This is a genomic window from Caballeronia calidae (assembly GCF_900044055.2).
GTDB lineage: Bacteria > Pseudomonadota > Gammaproteobacteria > Burkholderiales > Burkholderiaceae > Caballeronia > Caballeronia calidae.
Genome location: NZ_FCOX02000095.1, coordinates 1 through 18,288 on the forward strand (window position 1 = coordinate 1; position 18,288 = coordinate 18,288).

The window sequence follows — 18,288 nt, forward strand, 5'->3', positions numbered from 1 at the left end:
AGCGCATCGATCAGCGTACGGGTGAAGTCGTCCTTGGAAGGCGCATCGAACGAGTCGAGAAACGCGCGATGAATAAAACATCGCGCGCCGCTTCGCTTCGCTCGATCATCTGAGTGACGGTCGCGCCGGCTGGAATCTCGTCACCACGTCGAATCCCGATGCCGCGCTGAACTTCGGGCGCGACGAACACATGGAGCACGACGAGCGCTATCGCCGCGCGCGCGAGTTCTACGATGTCGTCACGGGTCTCTGGGATAGCTGGGCCGATGACGCCTTCGTGCGCGACACGCAAAGCGGCCTGTTCTTCGATCCGGACAAACTGCACGTGCTCGACCACAAAGGCCCCTATCTGTCGGTGCGCGGGCCGCTCAACATCGCACGGCCGGTGCAGGGCTGGCCGGTGGTCGTGCAGGCGGGATCATCGGAAGCGGGCAGGCAGCTCGCCGCCGAAACCGCCGACGCGGTCTTCACGGCGCAGCCGAATCTCGCGGCGGGCAAGCGTTTCTATGCCGATGTCAAAGGCCGCATGGAACGCGCCGGCCGCACGCGCGAGCATCTTAAGATCCTGCCGGGCGCGTTTGTCGTCGTGGGCGATTCGCGCGACGAGGCGCTGGAGAAGCGCGCATTGCTCGACACGTTCGTGCACGACGACAGCGGCTTCTCGTCGCTATCGATCGCGCTCGGCCACGATGTCTCGTCGTTCGATCCCGACGGCCCGCTGCCCGAGATTCCCGAGACCAACGCGAGCAGGAGCGCGCGCGAACGCGTGATCGACATGGCGCGCACGGAAGGACTGACGGTCCGTCAACTGGCGCAGCGCGTGGGCGGTTATTCCGGTTTGCAGATGATCGGAACCGCGACGGATATCGCCGACGAGATGGAGCAATGGCTCGTCGAAGAGGGCAGCGACGGCTTCAACGTGATGTTTCCGTTCCTGCCCGAAGGCCTCGACGATTTCGTCGCGAAGGTGGTGCCCGAGTTGCAGCGGCGCGGCATTTTCCGGCGGGCTTACGAGGGCGCGACACTGCGCGAGCATCTCGGCTTGCCGAGGCCGTCGAATCGCTTCTTCGCGCATCGGTGATGCGCGAGGCATCGATATCCTTAGCAGGTGAAATTCGTTCCAATCGCGGCGCGTCATGGCTACGCTGGTCGGCGTCTCAACCACGCATGTCACACACCATGACCCAACGCGATTTGCTGATCCTCCTGGAACCGGGCTTTACCGATCCGAAGCGCCCGGGCGAAGTGTTCGTCTGTCCGGACGGCGCGCCCATCGAAGGGCTGCTTGCAAGCGACCCCGCGCGCAATGCACGGCTCGATATCCGTCGCGTGCCGTTCGAGCGTCCGCGCCGGGCGGCGGTCGAGGCGCTGAGCGACGCGCATCAGAACCTTCCCCTGCTCGTGCTCGGCGACGAATACCCCGCGCCGCCCGATGCGCAAACGCAAGGCGACAAGCGCTTCGTCACCGATACGCGCCGCATTCTCGCGTTGCTGGCAGAGCGGCACGGTTTCCCGAAAGTGCACGACTGACCTGATTGGCTGCGCCACGGCGTAAGCGCATGGCGCAGTGCTTCCTCTCACGAATAGAACGACGGCTTCGGGATGCGCCCGTTGAGCGCCCAGTCTCCCAGTTCGCGCACTTTGTAATCGAGCGGATCATGCAGCGTATGCACGCGCACGTTGCGCCAGAAGCGGTCGAGACGCAATGCCGCCGTGGTCGAGCGTGCGCCCGTCACTTCGAACATGCGATTGGCGACGTCCAGCCCGGCCCGCGCAGCCGCCACCTTCGAGGTAGCGACTGCCACGGCCACTTCGCCGCGCTCGCTTTCGGTGAGCGCGAGACCGCGCTGCCACGCGCGATCGAAGGCCTGCATCGCGCGTTCGACGAGCAGACGCGCGCCTACGAGTGTGACCCAGATTTCGCCGTAGTGCGCGATCACGTAGGGATCCTCGGCGGGCCGCTCGGCTTGCGAGGCGATCCACGGCCGCGTTTGCGCGAGCGTCGCGTCGCGCGCCGCCTGCAATGCGCCTTCGCCGATGCCGAGATAGATATGGCACAGAATCGATTGCGCGAGCAGCGGCCGCAGCGTGGCGAACGGGCTGGAAAGCGGTCCAGGATGAAGCAGCAGTTCGTCCACCGCGACGGGCACGCTCTCGAAGATCACCGTGCCGCTGTCGGTCTGACGCTGCCCCATGTTGTCCCAGTCGTCGAGCACGGTGATACCCGCGCGATTCGTCGGCGTCGCGCCGATGAGCAGACGCCCGTCGCCATCGAACGCGGACGCGAGCAGTTGATCCGAATCGCGCGCGCCGGAACAGAAGCTCTTGCGGCCATCGAAGACATAGCCGCCGGCGCCATCGGGCAGGGCGCGCGTGCCCTTGTCGAGCGGATTGAGCGCGTTGCCCCAGAACCAGCCCTGCGCGACGGTCTCGCCGAGCCAATGGCGAATCTGCGTGTCGCTGCCGAAAAGGCGGATCGTCGCGAGTTGCAGATGATGAAACGCGAACAGATGCGCGAGCGAACTGTCGACCTGCGCCATGCGTCGCACGACATCGAGCGTCGTCGACCAGGGGGCGCCGTCGCCGCCGAGCTCCGCCGGCACCGACAGCCGCAGCAGGCCGCTCTCGCGCAGCAGGCGGCGCTCGTGAAAGGCGGTGCCGCCGGCCTTGTCGCGCGCGGCGGCGGTTTGGGCCCATTCGCGCAGCACCGCTTCCAGCGGCTCGGTCCACGGGGCGTCTTGGGTGCGACTCATTGAAATGTCTCCTGTCGGTGATAGGTGTTCCGCGCTCCGCAGCGGTCTTTGGCGCCAATCCGGAAAACCATAGATCGATTCATTGGTTTGCCTTTGATGAGCGGATTCGTAAGCTTGTCGCGCACCATCGACGATAACTGCTTCGCTCCCCCGCGGGCGCGAAGCGAGAGGAGAGCCAAATGAAGACGTTTCATCCATTGCGCGCCGGCGTACTGGCCATCGCGTTGAGCGTCGTGCTTGCATCGCTTGCCCATGCCGCCGATCCGAACAAGCCCGAAATCCGCTTTGGCGCAACGGCCGGTCCGTACTCGGACCAGATTCGCTACGGTATCAAGCCGCAGTTGGAGAAGGAAGGCTACAAGGTGACGATCATCGAGTTCAGTGACTACGTGCAGCCGAATCTCGCGCTCGCCGACGGCGCGCTCGACGCCAACGCCTTCCAGCACGAGGTGTATCTGAAGAAATTCTCTGAGGATCACAAGCTCGCGCTGTCGGAGCTCGTGAAGGTGCCGACCGCGCCCATCGGTCTGTACAGCCACAAGCACAAGCGTCTCGACGAGCTCAGGGACGGCGCGACCGTGTCGCTGCCCAACGACGTCACCAATCAGGCGCGCGCGATCATCCTGCTTCAGCAACTCGGCTGGGTGACGCTCAAGCCGGGCGTCGATCCGGTGAAGTCGTCGGAGCGCGATATCGCGTCCAATCCACACAAGATCAAACTCGTGCCGCTCGAAGCCGCGCAGTTGCCGCGCTCGCTGGATGATGTCGACTATGCCTTCGTGAACGGCAACTTCGCGCTCGCGGCGGGCCTCAAACTCACGAATGCGCTGTTGCTCGAAAAGATTCCGCCGTATTACCTGAATCTCGTCGCGGTACGCACGGCCGATCTCAACAAGCCCTATGTGACGGATATCGCGAACGCGTACCGGTCGGCGGAATTCGGGCGCGTGATCGAGCAGCGCTTCGCGGGATTCTCCAGACCGGCGCAGTAAAACGGATGGGCGCGGCGTCGCGTTCAAGGCCGCAGCCCTTCGGCCGCTTCCAGCCGCGACGCCGCGTCGGCACGGCGGTTTCTCGACAGACGCGGATTGAACGCCGCATGCAGGGCATCGCTCAGCAGATTGAGCGCGAGCACCGTCAGGGCGATCGCCGAGCCGGGCACCGCGATCATGTACCACGCGGTGCGCAGCGCTTCGCGCCCGGTGCCGACCATCGAGCCCCAGCTCACCACGTTGGGATCGCCGAGCCCGAGAAAGGACAGCGCCGCCTCGGACAGGATCGCGTTCGCGACGAGCAGCGCGGTCGAAACGAGGATTGGCGTCAGTGCATTGGGCAGGATCTCGATGAAGATAAGATGCGCATCGCTCGCGCCGAGCGCCACGCTCGCGCGGACGAACTCGCGCTCGCGCAGCACGATGAACTCGCCGCGCGTGAGGCGCGCGATGCTCGGCCACGCCGTCACGCCGAGCGCGAACACGATGGTCGCGAGCGACGGCGTCAGAATCGCGACGAGGATGATCGCGAGCAGAAACGGCGGCACGGTCTGGAAGAACTCGGTGATCGCCATCAGCGTCTGGTCGATGAGGCCGCCGAAGTAGCCCGCAATGCCGCCGATCAGCACGCCCAGCACGAGCGCGATGACCGCGACCGTCCCGCCGACATACAGCGAGACGCGCGCGCCGTGGAACAGCCCGGCGAGCAGGTCGCGCCCCATCAGATCGGTGCCGAGCGGATACGCGTGATCGGCGCCGGGCCATTGATAGGGCGCGGCGACCATGTCGAGCGGATCGCCGGGGAAGAGCCAGTTCGCCGAGAGCGCCGCGGCGAGCGCCAGCGCGAGCAGGATCACGCCGACGAACGCGGACGGCTGACGCAGGAAATGGAGCAGCTTCATCGGTTCGACCTCGTGCGTGGATCGACGAATCCGTAGAGCAGATCGACGATCAAATTGAGCAGGACCACCAGAAAGGCCGAGAGCAGCAGCACGCCGACCAGCAGGTTGACGTCACGGCTCTTGATGGCTTCGAACGACAGTTGCCCGAGCCCGGGCCAGCCGAACACCGTCTCGACTATGACCGAGCCGCCGATCAGCGCGCTGCCCTGCAGGCCGAGCATCGTGAGCACGGGCAGCACCGCATGGCGCAGCGCATGATGCGTCGTCACGTACCACGGCCGGCCGCCTTTCGCGCGCGCGGTGCGGATGAAGTCTTCCTGCAGCGTCTCGATCATCGACGCGCGCGCGAGCCGCGCGAAGATGGCCACGTAATACAGCACGAGCGTCGCGGCGGGCAGCACGAGATGGCGCAGATGATCGAGCAGCAACGCTGCGCCGCGATGCGCGACGTTGGTATCGGCGACACCGCCGATCGGCAGCCATTCGAGATGCACGCCGAAGATCACGATCAGCAGCAGCGCGGTCCAGAACATGGGCGCGGAATAGCCTATGGTCGCGAGCGTGGACACGAGCGTATCGACGACACCGTGCGGGCGGCGCGCGGCGAGCACGCCGAGCAGAAGCCCGAGGCTCACCGAGACGACGAGCGCCGTGCCGATCAGCGCGAGCGTGGCGGGCAGGCGCGCGAAGATCAGCGTCGCGACCGGTTCGCCGAAGCGAAACGAGAAGCCGAGATCGAGCCGTATCGCGTGTTCGACGTAGTGCAGCAACTGCCGCGCGACGCCCTGATCCAGGCCGTATGCCGCGCGCAACTGCGCGACGTATTGCGGCGACACGTTGCCGCTCTCGCTCGCGATGACGTCGACGAGATCGCCGGGCATCAGCTTGAGCAGCACGAAGTTGAGCACCGTGGTGCCGAGCAGCACGAGCGCGAGCTGAATCAGCCTGCGCCCGATCGCGCGCGAAGCGAGCGCCGAAGTGAAGTGCATGATGATCACGCCTGGTCGAACCAGACTCGCGCGAAGTTGGAGCGCGAATGGCTGGCGGTATCGGTGACGTTGCGAAGGTTCTTCGACCAGACGCCGAACCAGCGAAACTCGAACAGATTGATGAGCGAGAGGTCGCGCTGCGCGATCTTCTGCAACTGGACGTAGAGATCGCGCCGTTTGGCCGGATCGGTCTCCGTCTGCGCCGCCTCGATCACATGGTCCATTTCAGGGCTCGCGTAACCGGACGCGTTGAACCACGGCGTGCCGTTCGACGCCGCCTTCGACCAGTAATGCTGCTCGATGCCGATCTGCGGATCGAGACCGTCCGTGCCCCAGCTGCTGATGAGCTGGAAGTTGTAGTCAGTGAAGACGTTCTTGATCCATGTAGGCAGGTCCTGCCCGCGCAGGTTGACGTCGATGCCCACGCGCCGCAGCGCCTGCCGCACGAATTCGCCGGTGCGCCGGTAGTCGTCGCCATAGGGAATGAAATCGTGATCTATCTTGAAGCGCCAGCCGTCCGCTTTCTTCGGAAAGCCGGCTTTGTCGAGAAGCGCCTCGGCGCGCTTCGGATCGTAGGGATATTGCTGCGTATCCGGCGTGTAGAACGCCCTCACCAGCGACGACTCCGGCCCCGTCGCGGGCACCGCGTAGCCGCCCCAGACGGTCTTGACGAGCACGTCGCGGTTGATCGCATGGGCGATGGCCTGACGCACTTCGAGCTTGCCGAGGATCGGATCGCGCAAATTGGGTTCGAGCCAGAGCCACGCCGCGTAGCCGTTATAGCCTTCGCGCGAGACGACGAGACTGGGCAGCTTCGCGAGCCGGTCCGCATCGGCGAAGGTCACCGGGTTGCGCTCGCCGTATTGCGCCGCGCCGGTTTCGAGCGCGGTGGCGCGGCCCGAGACGTCCGGCGTGATCTTCCACGTGATGCGGTCCAGATACGGTTGGCCGGGCGCCCAGTATTTCTCGAATCGGTCGAGCACGATGCGGTCGCCGCGCGCCCATTCGGTGAACTTGAATGGACCCGTGCCGACTGGCTTGTTGTTGTACGGATTGTTGCGGATGTCCGTGTTCTCGTAGAGATGCTTCGGCAGGATCGGCGTGCCGAGCGAATCGAGAATGCCGAAGGTCGCGGGCGTCGATTTCGACAGGTGCAGCACGACCGTATGCGCATCCGGCGTATCGATTTTCGTCATGTATTGCAGCACGCGCCGCGATGCCGGGCTGATCTTGAGCCAGACTTCCTCGGCCGAAAATTTCACGTCGGCGGAAGTGAAGGGCTGACCATCGTGCCAGAGCGCGTTGCGACGCAATTTGAAGGTCCATGCGACCGCCAGTTGCGGGCGCGGTTTCAGGTCGGGACCGTACTCGACGAGACCATCGAAGACCTTGCTCGCCACCGCGCCGATCATCGTCGCGGAGTTGACGAAGAACGCGAGCGTCGGCGGTTCCGGATGAATGACCGCCGTGAGCGTGCCGCCGCGTTTCGCGCCGGTCAGCGTGATCGGCGTCGTTTCGGTCGCGCCCCACGCGTGGCCCGTGAACACGAACGGCGTCGCGGCCCCCGCGAGCAGCGCGCCCGCACCCTTGAGCAATCTGCGCCGTTTCAGATCGGCAACCGCGGCGCCCAGCGGATCATCGCGAAACAGGAGCGGCGAGGTTGAGGCCGGCTGCGGCTTGCTCTTCAAAGTCACGATCAATTTTCCTTGTGTCGGATGAGAATGGCGCGTGCGATGACGGCACCGCGTCGATCAGCGCGCGCGTGTAGGTGTGTTGCGGCGAGGTCCAGATGGAGACGTGATCCCCGCTTTCGACGATGCGTCCGGCCCGCATCACCAGCACGCGATCGGCGATATACCGGACCACCGACAGGTCATGCGAGATGAAGAGCAAGGCGAGGCCGAGTTCGTGCTTGAGGTCGGCGAGCAGATCGAGAATCTGCGCCTGGATGGAGACGTCGAGCGCGGACACGGGCTCGTCGCAGATGACGAGTTCCGGCCTGAGCACGAGCGCGCGCGCAATGCCGATGCGCTGCCGCTGCCCGCCGGAGAACTCGTGCGGATAGCGCTTGAGCGCCGATTCAGGCAGACCCACGGCATCGACGATGGGGCGAATCCTGGCCTGCCGTTCGCGCCGGTTCGAGACGCCGTGGATGGCCAGCGCATGACTGAGCGTGCGCTCGACCGTGTGACGCGGATTGAGCGAGCCGTACGGATCCTGAAAGATCATCTGTACACGCCTTCGATACGGCCGCAATGCACGCCGTCCCCGATGGGTGATGTCCTCGCCGTCGAACACGATGCTGCCTGCGGCTGGCTCGACGAGCCGCGTCAGCGCACGCGAAATCGATGACTTGCCGCATCCCGATTCGCCGACGAGTCCAACGGTCTCGCCCGCGCGAATCTCGAAGCTGACGCCGTCGACAGCGCGCACGCCTCGATAGTCGACGCGTATGTCGCGGGCTTCCAGCAGCACGCGGGCCTGCGCACTCTCCGGCCGCATCGGCGCGGTGCGTGGCGTATCGGTCAGCCGCGCGTCGCGATAATGCAGACCCGCGCCGAAGTGCAGCGACGCGCCGAGCAACGCGCGTGTGTAGGGCTGCGACGGCTGCATGAAGAGTTGCGTGTTCGCCGCTTCCTCGACCTTCGCGCCGTCCTTCATCACGACCACGCGATCCGCCCAGCGCCCGACCACGCCGAGATCGTGTGTGATGAGCAGCACGGCCATCGACAGTTCGCGCCGCAGCTGGTCGATCAGTTCCAGAATCTGTGCCTGGATGGTGACGTCGAGCGCGGTGGTGGGTTCGTCGGCGATGAGGAGGCCGGGCCGGCACGCGACCGCAATGGCGATCATCACGCGCTGCCGCTGCCCGCCCGACAGTTGATGCGGATAGTCCCCGAAGCGGCGCTGCGGCTCGGGCAGGCGCACGAGTTCGAGCAGTTCGAGCGCTTCCTTGCGCGCGGCCTGCGCGGACATCGGCCGATGCAGCGTCAGCGCTTCGGCGACCTGTTTGCCGATGGGCTGAAGCGGGTTCAGCGAAGTCATCGGCTCCTGAAAGATCATGCTGATGCGATTGCCGCGCAGCGCGCTCCACTCACGCTCGCCTTGCTCGAAGAGCGGTTTCCCTTCGAAGCGGATTTCGCCTTGCATGCGCGCGCGCCCGGGCAGCAAACCCATCGTCGCGAGGGCGATGGTCGATTTTCCGCTGCCGGATTCGCCGACGAGCGCGACGATCTCGCCGCGCGCAATCGCGAGATCGAAGGGACGAACCGCGGTGTGCCCGCCGAAGGACACGCTCAACTGATCGATCTGAAGCAGGAGCGTCGACGTGCTCATGTTGCTTGCCTGAGCGCCGGCTCGGAGAGATTGCGGAAACCGGCTCCTGTATGACGGGGCGCGAGCCGGGCGCCACCGCCGAAGAGTTTCTCGCGCAGCGTGCCCTCTGCATACGACGTCTTGTAGATGCCGCGCGACTGCAGTTCGGGAATCACCAGATCGATGAAGTCCTCGTAGCTCTCCGGCGTCACCGTGCGCGTGAGGTTGAAGCCGTCGATGCCCGCTTCATCGACCCATGATTGCAGCGCGTCGGCCACCTGAACCGGATCGCCGACGATCGTCGTGTAGCGTCCGCCCAGTTGCATCTGTTCGAGCAAATGGCGCACGGTGACGCCGCGCTTGCCATCGGTCACGCGCTGCACCGACGATTCGATGCCGCGCCCTTTGTGACCGCCGGGCGGCGCGAGTTCGTCATCGGGCGCGTAAGTCGAATAGTCGATGCCGCTGCCCGCCGCGAAGTGCGCGAGCCCGGCTTCGGGACTCGCATACCGCGCGTATTCGGCGAACTTCTCTTCGGCTGCGCGCTGCGTGCGGCCGACGACAACCGTGATGCCCATGATGATCTTGAGATCGCCCGCATCGCGCCCGGCCTCGACGGCCTGTGTGCGCAGTGCGTCGACGAGCTTGCGCGTGCCTTCCTTGCTCTGGCTCGACACGAACACGCATTCCGCATGACGCACGGCGAACGCCTGGCCGCGCCCCGACGATCCCGCCTGAAACAGCACCGGCGTGCGTTGCGGCGAAGGCTCGCACAGGTGATAGCCTTCGACGTCGTAATAGCGGCCGTGGTGATGCAGCTTGCGCACCTTCGCGGGATCGGCGAATACGCGCGCTTCGCGATCTCGCAGCACCGCGTCGTCCTGCCAGGATCCTTCCCAGAGCTTGTAGAGCACGTCGAGATATTCGTCGGCGCGGTCGTAGCGCTCGTCGTGCGCGATCATTTCGGTGTGGCCCATCGCGCGCGCGGCGCTGTCGAGATAGCCGGTCACGATGTTCCAGCCGATGCGGCCATCGGTCAGATGATCGAGCGTGGAGAAGCGTCGCGCAAGCAGATAGGGCGCCTCGTACGTGAGATTGACCGTGACGCCGAAGCCCAGATTCTGCGTGGCGGCGGCCATCGCGGAGACGAGCATCATCGGATCGTTGACGGGCAATTGCACCGACTCCTTCAGCGTGACATCGACCGATTGTCGATAGATGTCGTACACGCCGACGATATCCGCGATGAAAAGACCGTCGAACAGGCCGCGCTCCAGCAGCTTCGCGAGATCGGTCCAGTAGGAAAGCTTCCGATAATCCGTCGAACGATCGCGCGGATGGGTCCACAGGCCATGATTGATATGGCCGACGCAGTTCATGTTGAATGCGTTCAGAATGATTTGCTTCTTGCTCATGGAAGGACGTGTGGCGAACGAAGGGAAAGTCAGGCCACGCCGATGCGCCATTGCCCCGGCGGCAGCGTGCCGTTCACGGCGAAGTCGCCGACGATGCGGTCCTTGTAGATGCGCGGGTTATGCGACGCGATCGTGCGCGCGTTGCGCCAGTAGCGATCGAGTCCCGAAGTGCGCAGCGTCGCGGAAGCGCCGAGCGCGTCGAATACGTTCGCGCTGGCGTCGAGAATCAGTTGCGACGCGACGGTCTGCGCCTGCCAGATCTCGATCTCGGTCTCCGCGATGATGGCGAGCGCGTCCGGCTTGTCGAACGACGCCACCGCGCGTTCGAGCGCGCGCGCTGCTTGCGCGACGATCGCGCCGGCCGTCCATGCGTGCGCGCGGGCGCGGCCGACCACCTGCAGCAATTGCGGATCTTCCGGCGCGCTCGAGGTCACGGCATTGCTGTAGCTGCGCTTGCGGCTGGCGAGGACCGCGGCGGCATCGCTCGCCACCGCGCGGCCGATGCCCGCGAGCGTTGCAAGATGCACGAGTTGATAGAACGCCTCGGAGTAGGGAAACGGCGCGCGGCCCGCGACGATCTCGCGTTCATCGACCTTCACGTTGTTGAAGCGACTCGTGCCGCTCGCGGTGAGACGCTGGCCCATGCCGTCCCAGTCGTCGATCACTTCGACGCCGTCCGTATGACGATTGACCGTGACGGAAACCGCCTCGTCGTGTGCGTCCGTTGCGCCGACGTGGATCCAGTCGGCGAAGAGCGACCCCGTCGTATAGAACTTCGCGCCGTTCAGATACCAGCCGCTCGCGTTGCGCGTGAGGCGCGTCGCGAACTGGCTGCGCGGCGCCTCGCCGGTTTCGGACCATGCCGCACCGACGATCTCGCCCTTGCCGAGCCGTGCGAGCCATCGTTCGCGTCGTTCGACGGAGCTGTCCAGTGCATGCTCGGTGAAGCCGAAATGCGCGCGCAGCGCCTGCGTGATATTGGAATCTGCCTCCGATAGTTCGATCAGCAGTTCAAACAATTCGACGAGGCGGATGCCTTTGCCGCCATATTCGCGCGGCACGCGCAACGACGTGAAGCCGGCGTCGAGCAGCCATGCGATCTCGTCGGCGGGAAGGCGGCGTTCGAGCTCGCGCGTCACGCTCTGTTCGCGAATGCGAGCGAATACGGGGCGAAAGGCAGCGGCGAGCGCCGCGTAGTTTTCCGTGGGGCCGGGGCCCCACGCAGCGCCGACGACGACGCCCGAAGGCAGGGGAGCATTGCGATCGAAAGGCATGGTGCATGTGCGAGGTTCGTGAGACCGTCGATTATCTGCAACCAATGCGCCAACGCTAAACGATGAATCATCAGAAGCTAAGGCGAAATCGTCGCTATGCGAAGCCGCGCAGTGGGCGATTTCATACCGGGACGTCCGGTAGCAGCGCGCGCACGGCGTCGGTGAGAGGCGATCGCGTGCGATCGCTGCATCGCGTTCGTCGCGCGCAATGCATTGCAGAAATGCTTCGTTGTGGAATCGCTCCCGTTGTCCTGAAATCGATCAATCGAGCGGAACCCGAGTGACACCATGAGTGACGCTTTGAGCGCGCGTCAGCCGTGCCGCGTGCCGATCTGCGCAATCGCGATGCGCGCGGCCTTGCGCACTTCGGGATCGCCGTCCTGCAGCGCGGCTTCGAGTACCGGCAGCGCATCGATGTTGCCCAGTTCGCCGAGGGCGAGCGCCGCTTCCTTGCGCACGTTGCCGATCGGATACGTCAGCAGTTCCGCGACGGCACGCGTGCTCGCGGCATCGCGCAAACGGCCCAGCGCGCGCGCCGCCTGCAACGTCACCTGCCAGTAATCGTCCTCTAACGCGGCTTCGAGCGCGACGCGCGCGGACACCAGACGCAACTTGCCGAGCGTGATTGCCGCTTCTTCGCGCACGCGCCAGCTATCGTCGTGAAGCGCGACGGTCAATGTGTCGAGCACCGTATCGTCGGTTGCGAAACCCAATGCGCCGATGGCGGCATGCCGTACCTCCGCCGACCTATCGTCACGTGCAAGCGATGCGAGTTGCGATAGCGCATCCGCATGACGAAGCCAGCCGAGCACGCCGACCGCTTCGCGACGCACGTTCGCCGATGTATCGGATAACGCTTCTTTTGCGGGCTCCGCCGCTCCCGGAAGCCGCAATTCGCGCACGCCGCGCAGCAACGCGGCGCGCGCATAGGCATCGACACGGACATCGGCGAGATGATTCAGCACGCGCGCGCCTGCCGTGGCGTTCTTCAACGCCGTGAGACTGTCCGCCGCGGCGTCGCGCGTATTCGCATCCAGACGCGTGTCCTTGATGGTTTCGCACAGCGCATCGACGATATCAGCCGATTCCCACGCACCGAGCCGTTGCGCCGCCGTGTGCCGCACAGCCGCATCGGTGTCGTGACGAAGCGCGTGGATCAGCGCGGGCAACCACTTGTCGTCTTCCAGTTCGGCCGCTTCGATGACGGCAAGGCGGCGCACGGCGGCGTCCGCATCGGCGAGACGCGCGGCGAGAGCGGCATCGTCGGAATCTGTGAGCGGGTCGAAGAGAGGGCTGGCGTGCGTCATGAGGCGGTCTGTACCGAGCGGTCGAAGCGAACCCTCGCCGGCGCGTGATCGTCGTCGGCGGCGGGCGTTGCGATGGGTTGATGCCGAAGCAGTGCCAGACAACGGCGCTTCAGCGCGATGAATTCCGGCTCCGTGACGAGATCGCGCGTTTCGCCGCGCTCGCGCGGACGCGCGAACGGCACCTGCAGTTCTTCCAGCACGGTGCCCGGACTCGCGCTCATCACGAGAATGCGATCGGCGAGAAACAGCGCCTCGTCGATGTCGTGCGTGACGAAGATCACAGTGGGCTTTCGCTCGCTCCAGACGTCGAGGAGCAGCGACTGCATCATTGCGCGAGTCTGTGCGTCGAGCGCGCCGAACGGCTCGTCCATCAGCAGGATGCGCGGTGCGTTGAGCATCGCCCGTGCGATCTCCGCGCGTTGCTGCATGCCGCCCGACAGTTGCGCGGGATAGCGGTCCGCGAATGGGCCGAGGCCCACGCGCTCCAACAACGCGCGCGCCTTCCGATGCCGCTCGCGCTTACCCATACCCTGCATCTTCAGACCGAACGCGACGTTGTCGAGCGTCTTGCGCCAGGTTAGCAGCGTGTGTTGCTGAAACACCATGCCACGTTCGGGATGTGGCCCGTCGATCCGCTTGCCGTCGAGCGTCGCATGACCTGCGCTCGTCGGGACATGTCCTGCAAGCGCGGAGAGCAGTGTGGACTTGCCGCAGCCGGACGGTCCGAGTATGCAGACGAACTCGCCCGCCTCGATGACCATGCTCACGTCGCGTACAGCGGTGAACGCGCTCGGTCCATCGCCCAACGTGACGGCGAGTTGTTCGAACTTCACGCGGCCTGCGTTGCCTTGCATATCGCGTGAGGTCATCGGCGGCTCCCGCTTGCGAGCCAGGGCGTCAATCGCCGGCCCGCCACGCGCACGAGCGTGCTGCTTCCCATGCCGAGCAGACCCATTAATAACATGCCGACGACGACGTCGCTAATCGGAAAGCGGGCAAGAACAGCATCTTTATCAGCGTGCTTTCGGGCAGTGTGCGAGGCAGTGGCAAGGCATCGTCGTTCCAGCGGATTCGCCTGTGCAGTCGATTGCCGATCTCAAAGGCAAGACCATTTCCGTGCCGTTCGCATCGACCTCGCACGGCATGTTGCTGCGAGGGGCCGTGGGATTTCCGGGCGGACGTGTCGGCGCGCAATTTGGAGCTAACTGACGAAAGCACGGGCGTAGGTTTTTCTTCAGAGGATTGTGTGATTGCGCACGTTCATACAGCGCGCGCCGATTTAAGTTAGCGTTTCCAAAACTGATGCGTCCAGGTGCCAGCGGTCAATCCGTGATGTCGCCGGACAACCGATATGGCACTCGTCAAGATAACCGCCCGAGAATTGGAAGTTGGTTCGCCGCTTCCATTCGCCGTCTACTCTAGGAGCGGCAAGCTCCTACTGGCACGTGGCTACTTTGTTCAGTCGGAGAGCCAACGGGACAGGATCCTGGCGGAAGGTGGCTTGCGCAGCGAGAATGCGACGACCAGGCCGTCCGGCGAAAGTGCAGCCCGTGCGGGCGATCTGCTCATCTCAAGCGCGAGGCATGACGGGGGGCGGGCGGGACGATCATCGACACCGTGAGCGCAAGCGCCGAAACACTCCCGAAGGCGATAGACAACATACAGGTGACAGTTGTCGGAAGTGAGCCAGTGCCCTTCCAGACCGATTACGTCGGCTCCATTTCCGGCAGCGCGCTACTCGTGACCGCATCGAGCGGACATGAATTGCTGAAGACCGGTATCGAAGTCTCCTGCAATGCTCTTCGGGGGCGGAAGATACATCAGTTTCGTAGTACCGTGCTCGGACGAAGCGAGACCCCCGTCAGAGTGATCTACCTGGCGTGGCCGCGGTCCGTGCGGACGCACGTCGTCCGCAACCACGTGCGAGTGTCGACCGAAATGCCGGGTCGGCTGATCAGAAACGACTGCGTCGCCGCCGGATTTGATGTAACGGTCACCAACGTGAGTCTGGGCGGCGTCGCGTTCCGGACGTCCGACGCGCTCGTCAACGTCTCCGAGCACTTCAGACTGGGATTGCGTTTGCGTGCCGGGGGTAAGCTCCACGCGGTGATGTTCAACTGCATCGCGCGCAATGTCCGGCACATCGAATGTGGTGTCCTGACGGGTGCCGAATTCAGCAGCCAGACAGCGGACACCATGGCGTTGCTCAGACTTCATATGTTCGAGGCCGCGACAGGCAGCGCAGCACAGTGACGCAGAAGGTCCACGGCCGGTGTGTTCATTCTCAGTAAAGAAAGCGCGCTTGACGCAAACGGGTTCTTGGGCGGAAGCGGCGCGTCGGGGACGGGCGCAGCTATTTCCCTCTAGAGATGTTCTGGCGCGGGAAAGTCCGTGCAGCCAGGGCGCATAAGTCTAGCCGCCCGGGCCATCCGTCGCGTCTGTTCCACCCGCTTCATTCGTGGCATGAACGGCAGTTTGAAGCGGTCCGATCTTCGCACCCGAGTAATCAAACGGTCCTCGGACGCCAATTCTCACAGGTACAGACCGTCGGAGCCATAGATTTCCTCCCCAATAAAACGGCCGACATGTCGTCCGTCATGCGTACGCAGTTGATCGTCGATTCGATAGCGGAAGGAGACGCCGCTCCAGGTCCATAGCCAACCCATCTTCTTGCCCAGCAGTTTGTCCAGTCATCGGCGCGCATTGAAGCGCGCCGTGAGGGTCCGAATACGTGTCATTCATTGAAGGACGATGCTCTATTGCTGCGGCAGAGGTACGAATCACTGCCATGCCGGGTCCCGCGCTCACGCCCGTCCGCGTCGGATGATCTCCTCTCGATACCGCTTCTTCAACTGCTGAACCATCGATTCCACGAGTTCATTCCCCCAATATGGAGCCGCCTTCTGATCGATGATCGCTTCCACTTGTTCAATGGCCGCCTGCACACTCTGCTGATTGCCCCGCTCAAGGTTAACTTGCTCGAGTTCGCCGCCCAGCGACTTGAATGCGCGCGACGCTTCTTCAAGTTGGCGAGTCAGCGAGTCAAGCCCTTCGATCTTGCTCTGCATTATCGGTTCTCTCAGATAGGGTTAAAGGATTCCACAAGTTTTAGCGGATCGCGCGTCAGCGAACGGCGCATGCGGGACCGAACAAGCTCAGCCGAGCGCTCAACTAGGCGCCGGCCACAGTCGGAAAGCACCGGCTCGGTCCTTTCTCAGCAAGAGAGCCTCCAGCAGGTGATAGAGCACATCGCCGGAACCCTCATCGCGTTTGTTTTCAATAGAGAGGAAGAGATTTCAATGAACAAGCAGGAACTGATCGACGCGGTTGCGTCGGAGTCGGGCACGAGCAAGATCGCCGCCGAAGAGGCGATCAATGCGGTCTTGAATACCATCTCGAAGGAAGTCGCGGCAGGAAACGCCGTTCAACTCGTCGGCTTTGGCACGTTCGGAAGTGGCGAGCGGGCCGCGCGGACCGGTCGGAATCCGCAGACCGGTGAGACGATTGAAATCGCGGCGGCCAAAACGGTCAAGTTCACCGCCGGTAAAGCGTTCAAGGACGCCGTCAACCAAGCGTGAGCAAGGGCGGCTTCAGTTATGCCGCCGATCTAGAAGAGTTGGTCGTCCAACGGCCGTAGATTATTCAGCTTGACCGCCGTGAGACGTTCGGTGCCGTCCGCATGGATCGATCGGATCATGATCCGTTGGTCACGCGCTTCACCCAGCACCTCGACGATGCGGTCCTCGTAACGCACGAGGGTGCCGCGGGGCGGTTTGCGTTTGATGCGGCTGCGACCGGTCGAAGAAGGCATAGGGATGTCAAAGCTCGTGCGTCGATCGCATTATGCCAAGGCGCGCGGCGACGCCACATCGTTTAGCTCAATACGTCACTGCAACAGAGAAGAGCATGGTCATGCGCCGCATCGTTGTACGTTCTTCGCCCGTCCACGGACGCGGCGTATGTGCGGTCTCCCGGATCCGGGCCGGCGAAAGAATTCTCGAGTACAGGAGCAAGCTCGTGCCCTGGCAAGAAGCGCAGCATCAATACGCGATCGGCAGCCGAAGACGGCACACTTTCTTCTTTTATCTCGACGATGGACGCGTGATCGACGGTGCGCAAGGCGGCAACTCGGCGCGTTGGGTCAATCACAGTTGCGCGCCGAACTGCGAGGCTGAGCAAGAAGGCAGTCGTGTCTTCATTCATGCACTTCGTGACATTGAACCGGGTTATGAAGTCTTTATCGACTACCAGCTCTTTGTGGAGGGCCGCCAGAGCGCGGCGTTGAAGCAGCTGTATGCCTGTCGCTGCAAGGCTTCGCAATGTCGAGGGACCATGCTGGCACCGCGTCGCTGACCGCCGTCCTGCTTCGTTGATCAATGATCTGAAATTTGACATTCCGATCCGGTGCCGACGGGACAGCCTGCGCGCATTCGACATGGCGATCGAGGCCGGCATCATGACCTTCCCCGGCACGGCGAAATGGACTAATCTGGCCCATCTTCACGATCAAGTTGACTGAGCGCGATGACGGTCCCGCAGACGATGCAGCAACTCGATATCTTCGCCGACAGCCGTGACGTGATGTTGCGTAACGACGTGCTGGAGCATCTGCAGCGGCGCGCGGCGGGCGCGGCACAAACGGCACTGCGTCTTCTGGCCGATGAATTTCCGGATGATGGCGCGTTGTCCGCGATGACGGTGCTGACTGGCGAACTCGAGCACGAATCGACCGCACCCTTGACTGACCCTGCGGCCCTGTCCATTGCCCGTCGCCACCTTGAGGACGTGGTGACGCCGGCCGCCCGGCGCGTCTTACCCGAGCAGCGCGTCCACGCATGGCTGGCACCGAGCTGGCGAACGCTCGCCCAGCGGGCCACAGGGCTGGTCTATTGCGGCGCCGATCCTGAGCACCACGCCGCGCCGCTTTGGCTTCTCGCTGGCGATTGGCGGGCGGCGCGTGAATCGGTCGAAGCGATTGAATCCTGGTGGAGAATCCCGGCGCCGCTCGCGTGGATGACTGAGGCGTACTACCGCGCGGACGGTCTTGATGCGGCGTGGCCGCTCATCGCCGAACTGGCGTGGCTGGCACCAGCAAGGTTCGCCGCACTACTGGCCGGACTGGACGACGCGTCGCTTGACGGGCTACGCCGGCGCTTCGATGCGGAATTCCCCGGCATGGGCGCGGTGGGCGATTACGCGTGGTTTCCGACCTGGCTCCTGCTGGTAAAGCCAGCACTCGCGGGCCGGCTCGAAACGGCGCGTGCGCAGCGAGATCACGTGGCATCGCGCGCGATGGTCCTGTTGGCAGAGATTCAGCGCCGGGAACACGAAGGCGACCAGC

Annotated in this window: 17 protein-coding genes and 2 pseudogenes; 8 read left to right on the forward strand and 11 right to left on the reverse strand. The window is 64.1% G+C overall.

All coding sequences use genetic code 11. The features are described from left to right. Positions 1-76: 76 nt before the first annotated feature. Together AWB78_RS38080 and AWB78_RS38085 are read left to right on the forward strand one after the other, a co-directional pair. A pseudogene (locus AWB78_RS38080) lies at positions 77-1,081 on the forward strand (NtaA/DmoA family FMN-dependent monooxygenase); the annotation flags it as partial. Between the two features lie 98 nt (positions 1,082-1,179). Then, positions 1,180-1,530, forward strand: a complete 351-nt coding sequence (locus AWB78_RS38085) for a DUF3088 domain-containing protein (protein ID WP_062611885.1) — start codon at positions 1,180-1,182, stop codon at positions 1,528-1,530. A gap of 47 nt (positions 1,531-1,577) precedes the next feature. Here the strand turns inward: AWB78_RS38085 and AWB78_RS38090 are convergent, their stop codons facing one another. Beyond that, positions 1,578-2,753, reverse strand: coding sequence for an acyl-CoA dehydrogenase family protein (locus AWB78_RS38090; protein WP_062611886.1), 1,176 nt, complete (start codon positions 2,751-2,753; stop codon positions 1,578-1,580). A gap of 179 nt (positions 2,754-2,932) precedes the next feature. On the opposite strand from AWB78_RS38090, the gene AWB78_RS38095 reads away from it, so the two are divergent. After that, positions 2,933-3,745, forward strand: a complete 813-nt coding sequence (locus tag AWB78_RS38095; protein WP_062611887.1) for a MetQ/NlpA family ABC transporter substrate-binding protein — start codon at positions 2,933-2,935, stop codon at positions 3,743-3,745. A 23-nt stretch (positions 3,746-3,768) separates the two neighbouring features. On the opposite strand, the gene AWB78_RS38100 is transcribed toward AWB78_RS38095, so the two are convergent. The 8 genes from AWB78_RS38100 to AWB78_RS38135 all read right to left on the reverse strand — a co-directional run bounded on the left by AWB78_RS38100 (position 3,769) and on the right by AWB78_RS38135 (position 13,816). Next, positions 3,769-4,647 carry an ABC transporter permease gene (locus AWB78_RS38100; protein WP_062611888.1) on the reverse strand — a complete coding sequence of 293 codons (879 nt, stop codon included), beginning with the start codon at positions 4,645-4,647 and terminating at the stop codon, positions 3,769-3,771. Then, positions 4,644-5,636 carry an ABC transporter permease gene (locus AWB78_RS38105; RefSeq protein ID WP_062611898.1) on the reverse strand — a complete coding sequence of 331 codons (993 nt, stop codon included), beginning with the start codon at positions 5,634-5,636 and terminating at the stop codon, positions 4,644-4,646. Before AWB78_RS38105 ends, AWB78_RS38100 begins: the two co-directional genes overlap by 4 nt. Before the next feature lie 5 nt (positions 5,637-5,641). Next, positions 5,642-7,330 carry an ABC transporter substrate-binding protein gene (locus tag AWB78_RS38110; RefSeq protein ID WP_062611900.1) on the reverse strand — a complete coding sequence of 563 codons (1,689 nt, stop codon included), beginning with the start codon at positions 7,328-7,330 and terminating at the stop codon, positions 5,642-5,644. Beyond that, positions 7,272-8,972: an ABC transporter ATP-binding protein gene (locus tag AWB78_RS38115; RefSeq protein ID WP_062611889.1), complete on the reverse strand. Its 1,701-nt coding sequence runs from the start codon at positions 8,970-8,972 to the stop codon at positions 7,272-7,274. Before AWB78_RS38115 ends, AWB78_RS38110 begins: the two co-directional genes overlap by 59 nt. Further along, complete coding sequence (locus AWB78_RS38120; RefSeq protein ID WP_062611899.1) at positions 8,969-10,366, reverse strand: LLM class flavin-dependent oxidoreductase; 1,398 nt, start codon at positions 10,364-10,366, stop codon at positions 8,969-8,971. Before AWB78_RS38120 ends, AWB78_RS38115 begins: the two co-directional genes overlap by 4 nt. Before the next feature lie 29 nt (positions 10,367-10,395). Beyond that, a complete protein-coding gene (locus AWB78_RS38125; RefSeq protein ID WP_062611890.1) occupies positions 10,396-11,640 on the reverse strand; it encodes an acyl-CoA dehydrogenase family protein in 1,245 nt (414 codons plus the stop codon). A 311-nt stretch (positions 11,641-11,951) separates the two neighbouring features. Then, positions 11,952-12,947 (reverse strand): HEAT repeat domain-containing protein, encoded by a 996-nt coding sequence (locus AWB78_RS38130; protein ID WP_062611891.1) that lies wholly within the window; start codon positions 12,945-12,947, stop codon positions 11,952-11,954. Then, a complete protein-coding gene (locus AWB78_RS38135; protein ID WP_062611892.1) occupies positions 12,944-13,816 on the reverse strand; it encodes an ABC transporter ATP-binding protein in 873 nt (290 codons plus the stop codon). The genes AWB78_RS38130 and AWB78_RS38135 overlap by 4 nt, the downstream gene beginning before the upstream one ends. Positions 13,817-13,926: 110 nt before the next feature. Between AWB78_RS38135 and AWB78_RS48795 the strand changes: the two are divergent. Then, positions 13,927-14,102: pseudogene (locus AWB78_RS48795) on the forward strand (ABC transporter substrate-binding protein); the annotation flags it as partial. A gap of 510 nt (positions 14,103-14,612) precedes the next feature. Then, the gene (locus tag AWB78_RS38140) at positions 14,613-15,200 is read left to right on the forward strand and encodes a PilZ domain-containing protein (RefSeq protein WP_510183597.1); all 588 of its coding nucleotides are present in this window, start codon (positions 14,613-14,615) and stop codon (positions 15,198-15,200) included. Between the two features lie 551 nt (positions 15,201-15,751). Here AWB78_RS38140 and AWB78_RS38145 read toward each other — a convergent pair. Beyond that, positions 15,752-16,015 carry a YuaX family protein gene (locus AWB78_RS38145; protein ID WP_062611894.1) on the reverse strand — a complete coding sequence of 88 codons (264 nt, stop codon included), beginning with the start codon at positions 16,013-16,015 and terminating at the stop codon, positions 15,752-15,754. 231 nt (positions 16,016-16,246) lie between these two features. Here AWB78_RS38145 and AWB78_RS38150 point away from each other — a divergent pair, with 231 nt between their 5' ends. Further along, positions 16,247-16,525, forward strand: a complete 279-nt coding sequence (locus AWB78_RS38150) for an HU family DNA-binding protein (RefSeq protein ID WP_062611895.1) — start codon at positions 16,247-16,249, stop codon at positions 16,523-16,525. Between the two features lie 29 nt (positions 16,526-16,554). Here the strand turns inward: AWB78_RS38150 and AWB78_RS38155 are convergent, their stop codons facing one another. Beyond that, on the reverse strand, positions 16,555-16,758 hold the full coding sequence (locus tag AWB78_RS38155) for a hypothetical protein (protein WP_062611896.1): 204 nt from the start codon (positions 16,756-16,758) through the stop codon (positions 16,555-16,557). Positions 16,759-16,859: 101 nt separating this feature from the next. Here AWB78_RS38155 and AWB78_RS38160 point away from each other — a divergent pair, with 101 nt between their 5' ends. Together AWB78_RS38160 and AWB78_RS38165 are read left to right on the forward strand one after the other, a co-directional pair. Beyond that, on the forward strand, positions 16,860-17,300 hold the full coding sequence (locus tag AWB78_RS38160; protein WP_062611901.1) for an SET domain-containing protein: 441 nt from the start codon (positions 16,860-16,862) through the stop codon (positions 17,298-17,300). Positions 17,301-17,489: 189 nt separating this feature from the next. Then, a partial coding sequence (locus AWB78_RS38165; RefSeq protein WP_198399433.1) for a hypothetical protein occupies positions 17,490-18,288 on the forward strand: 799 nt, incomplete at its 3' end.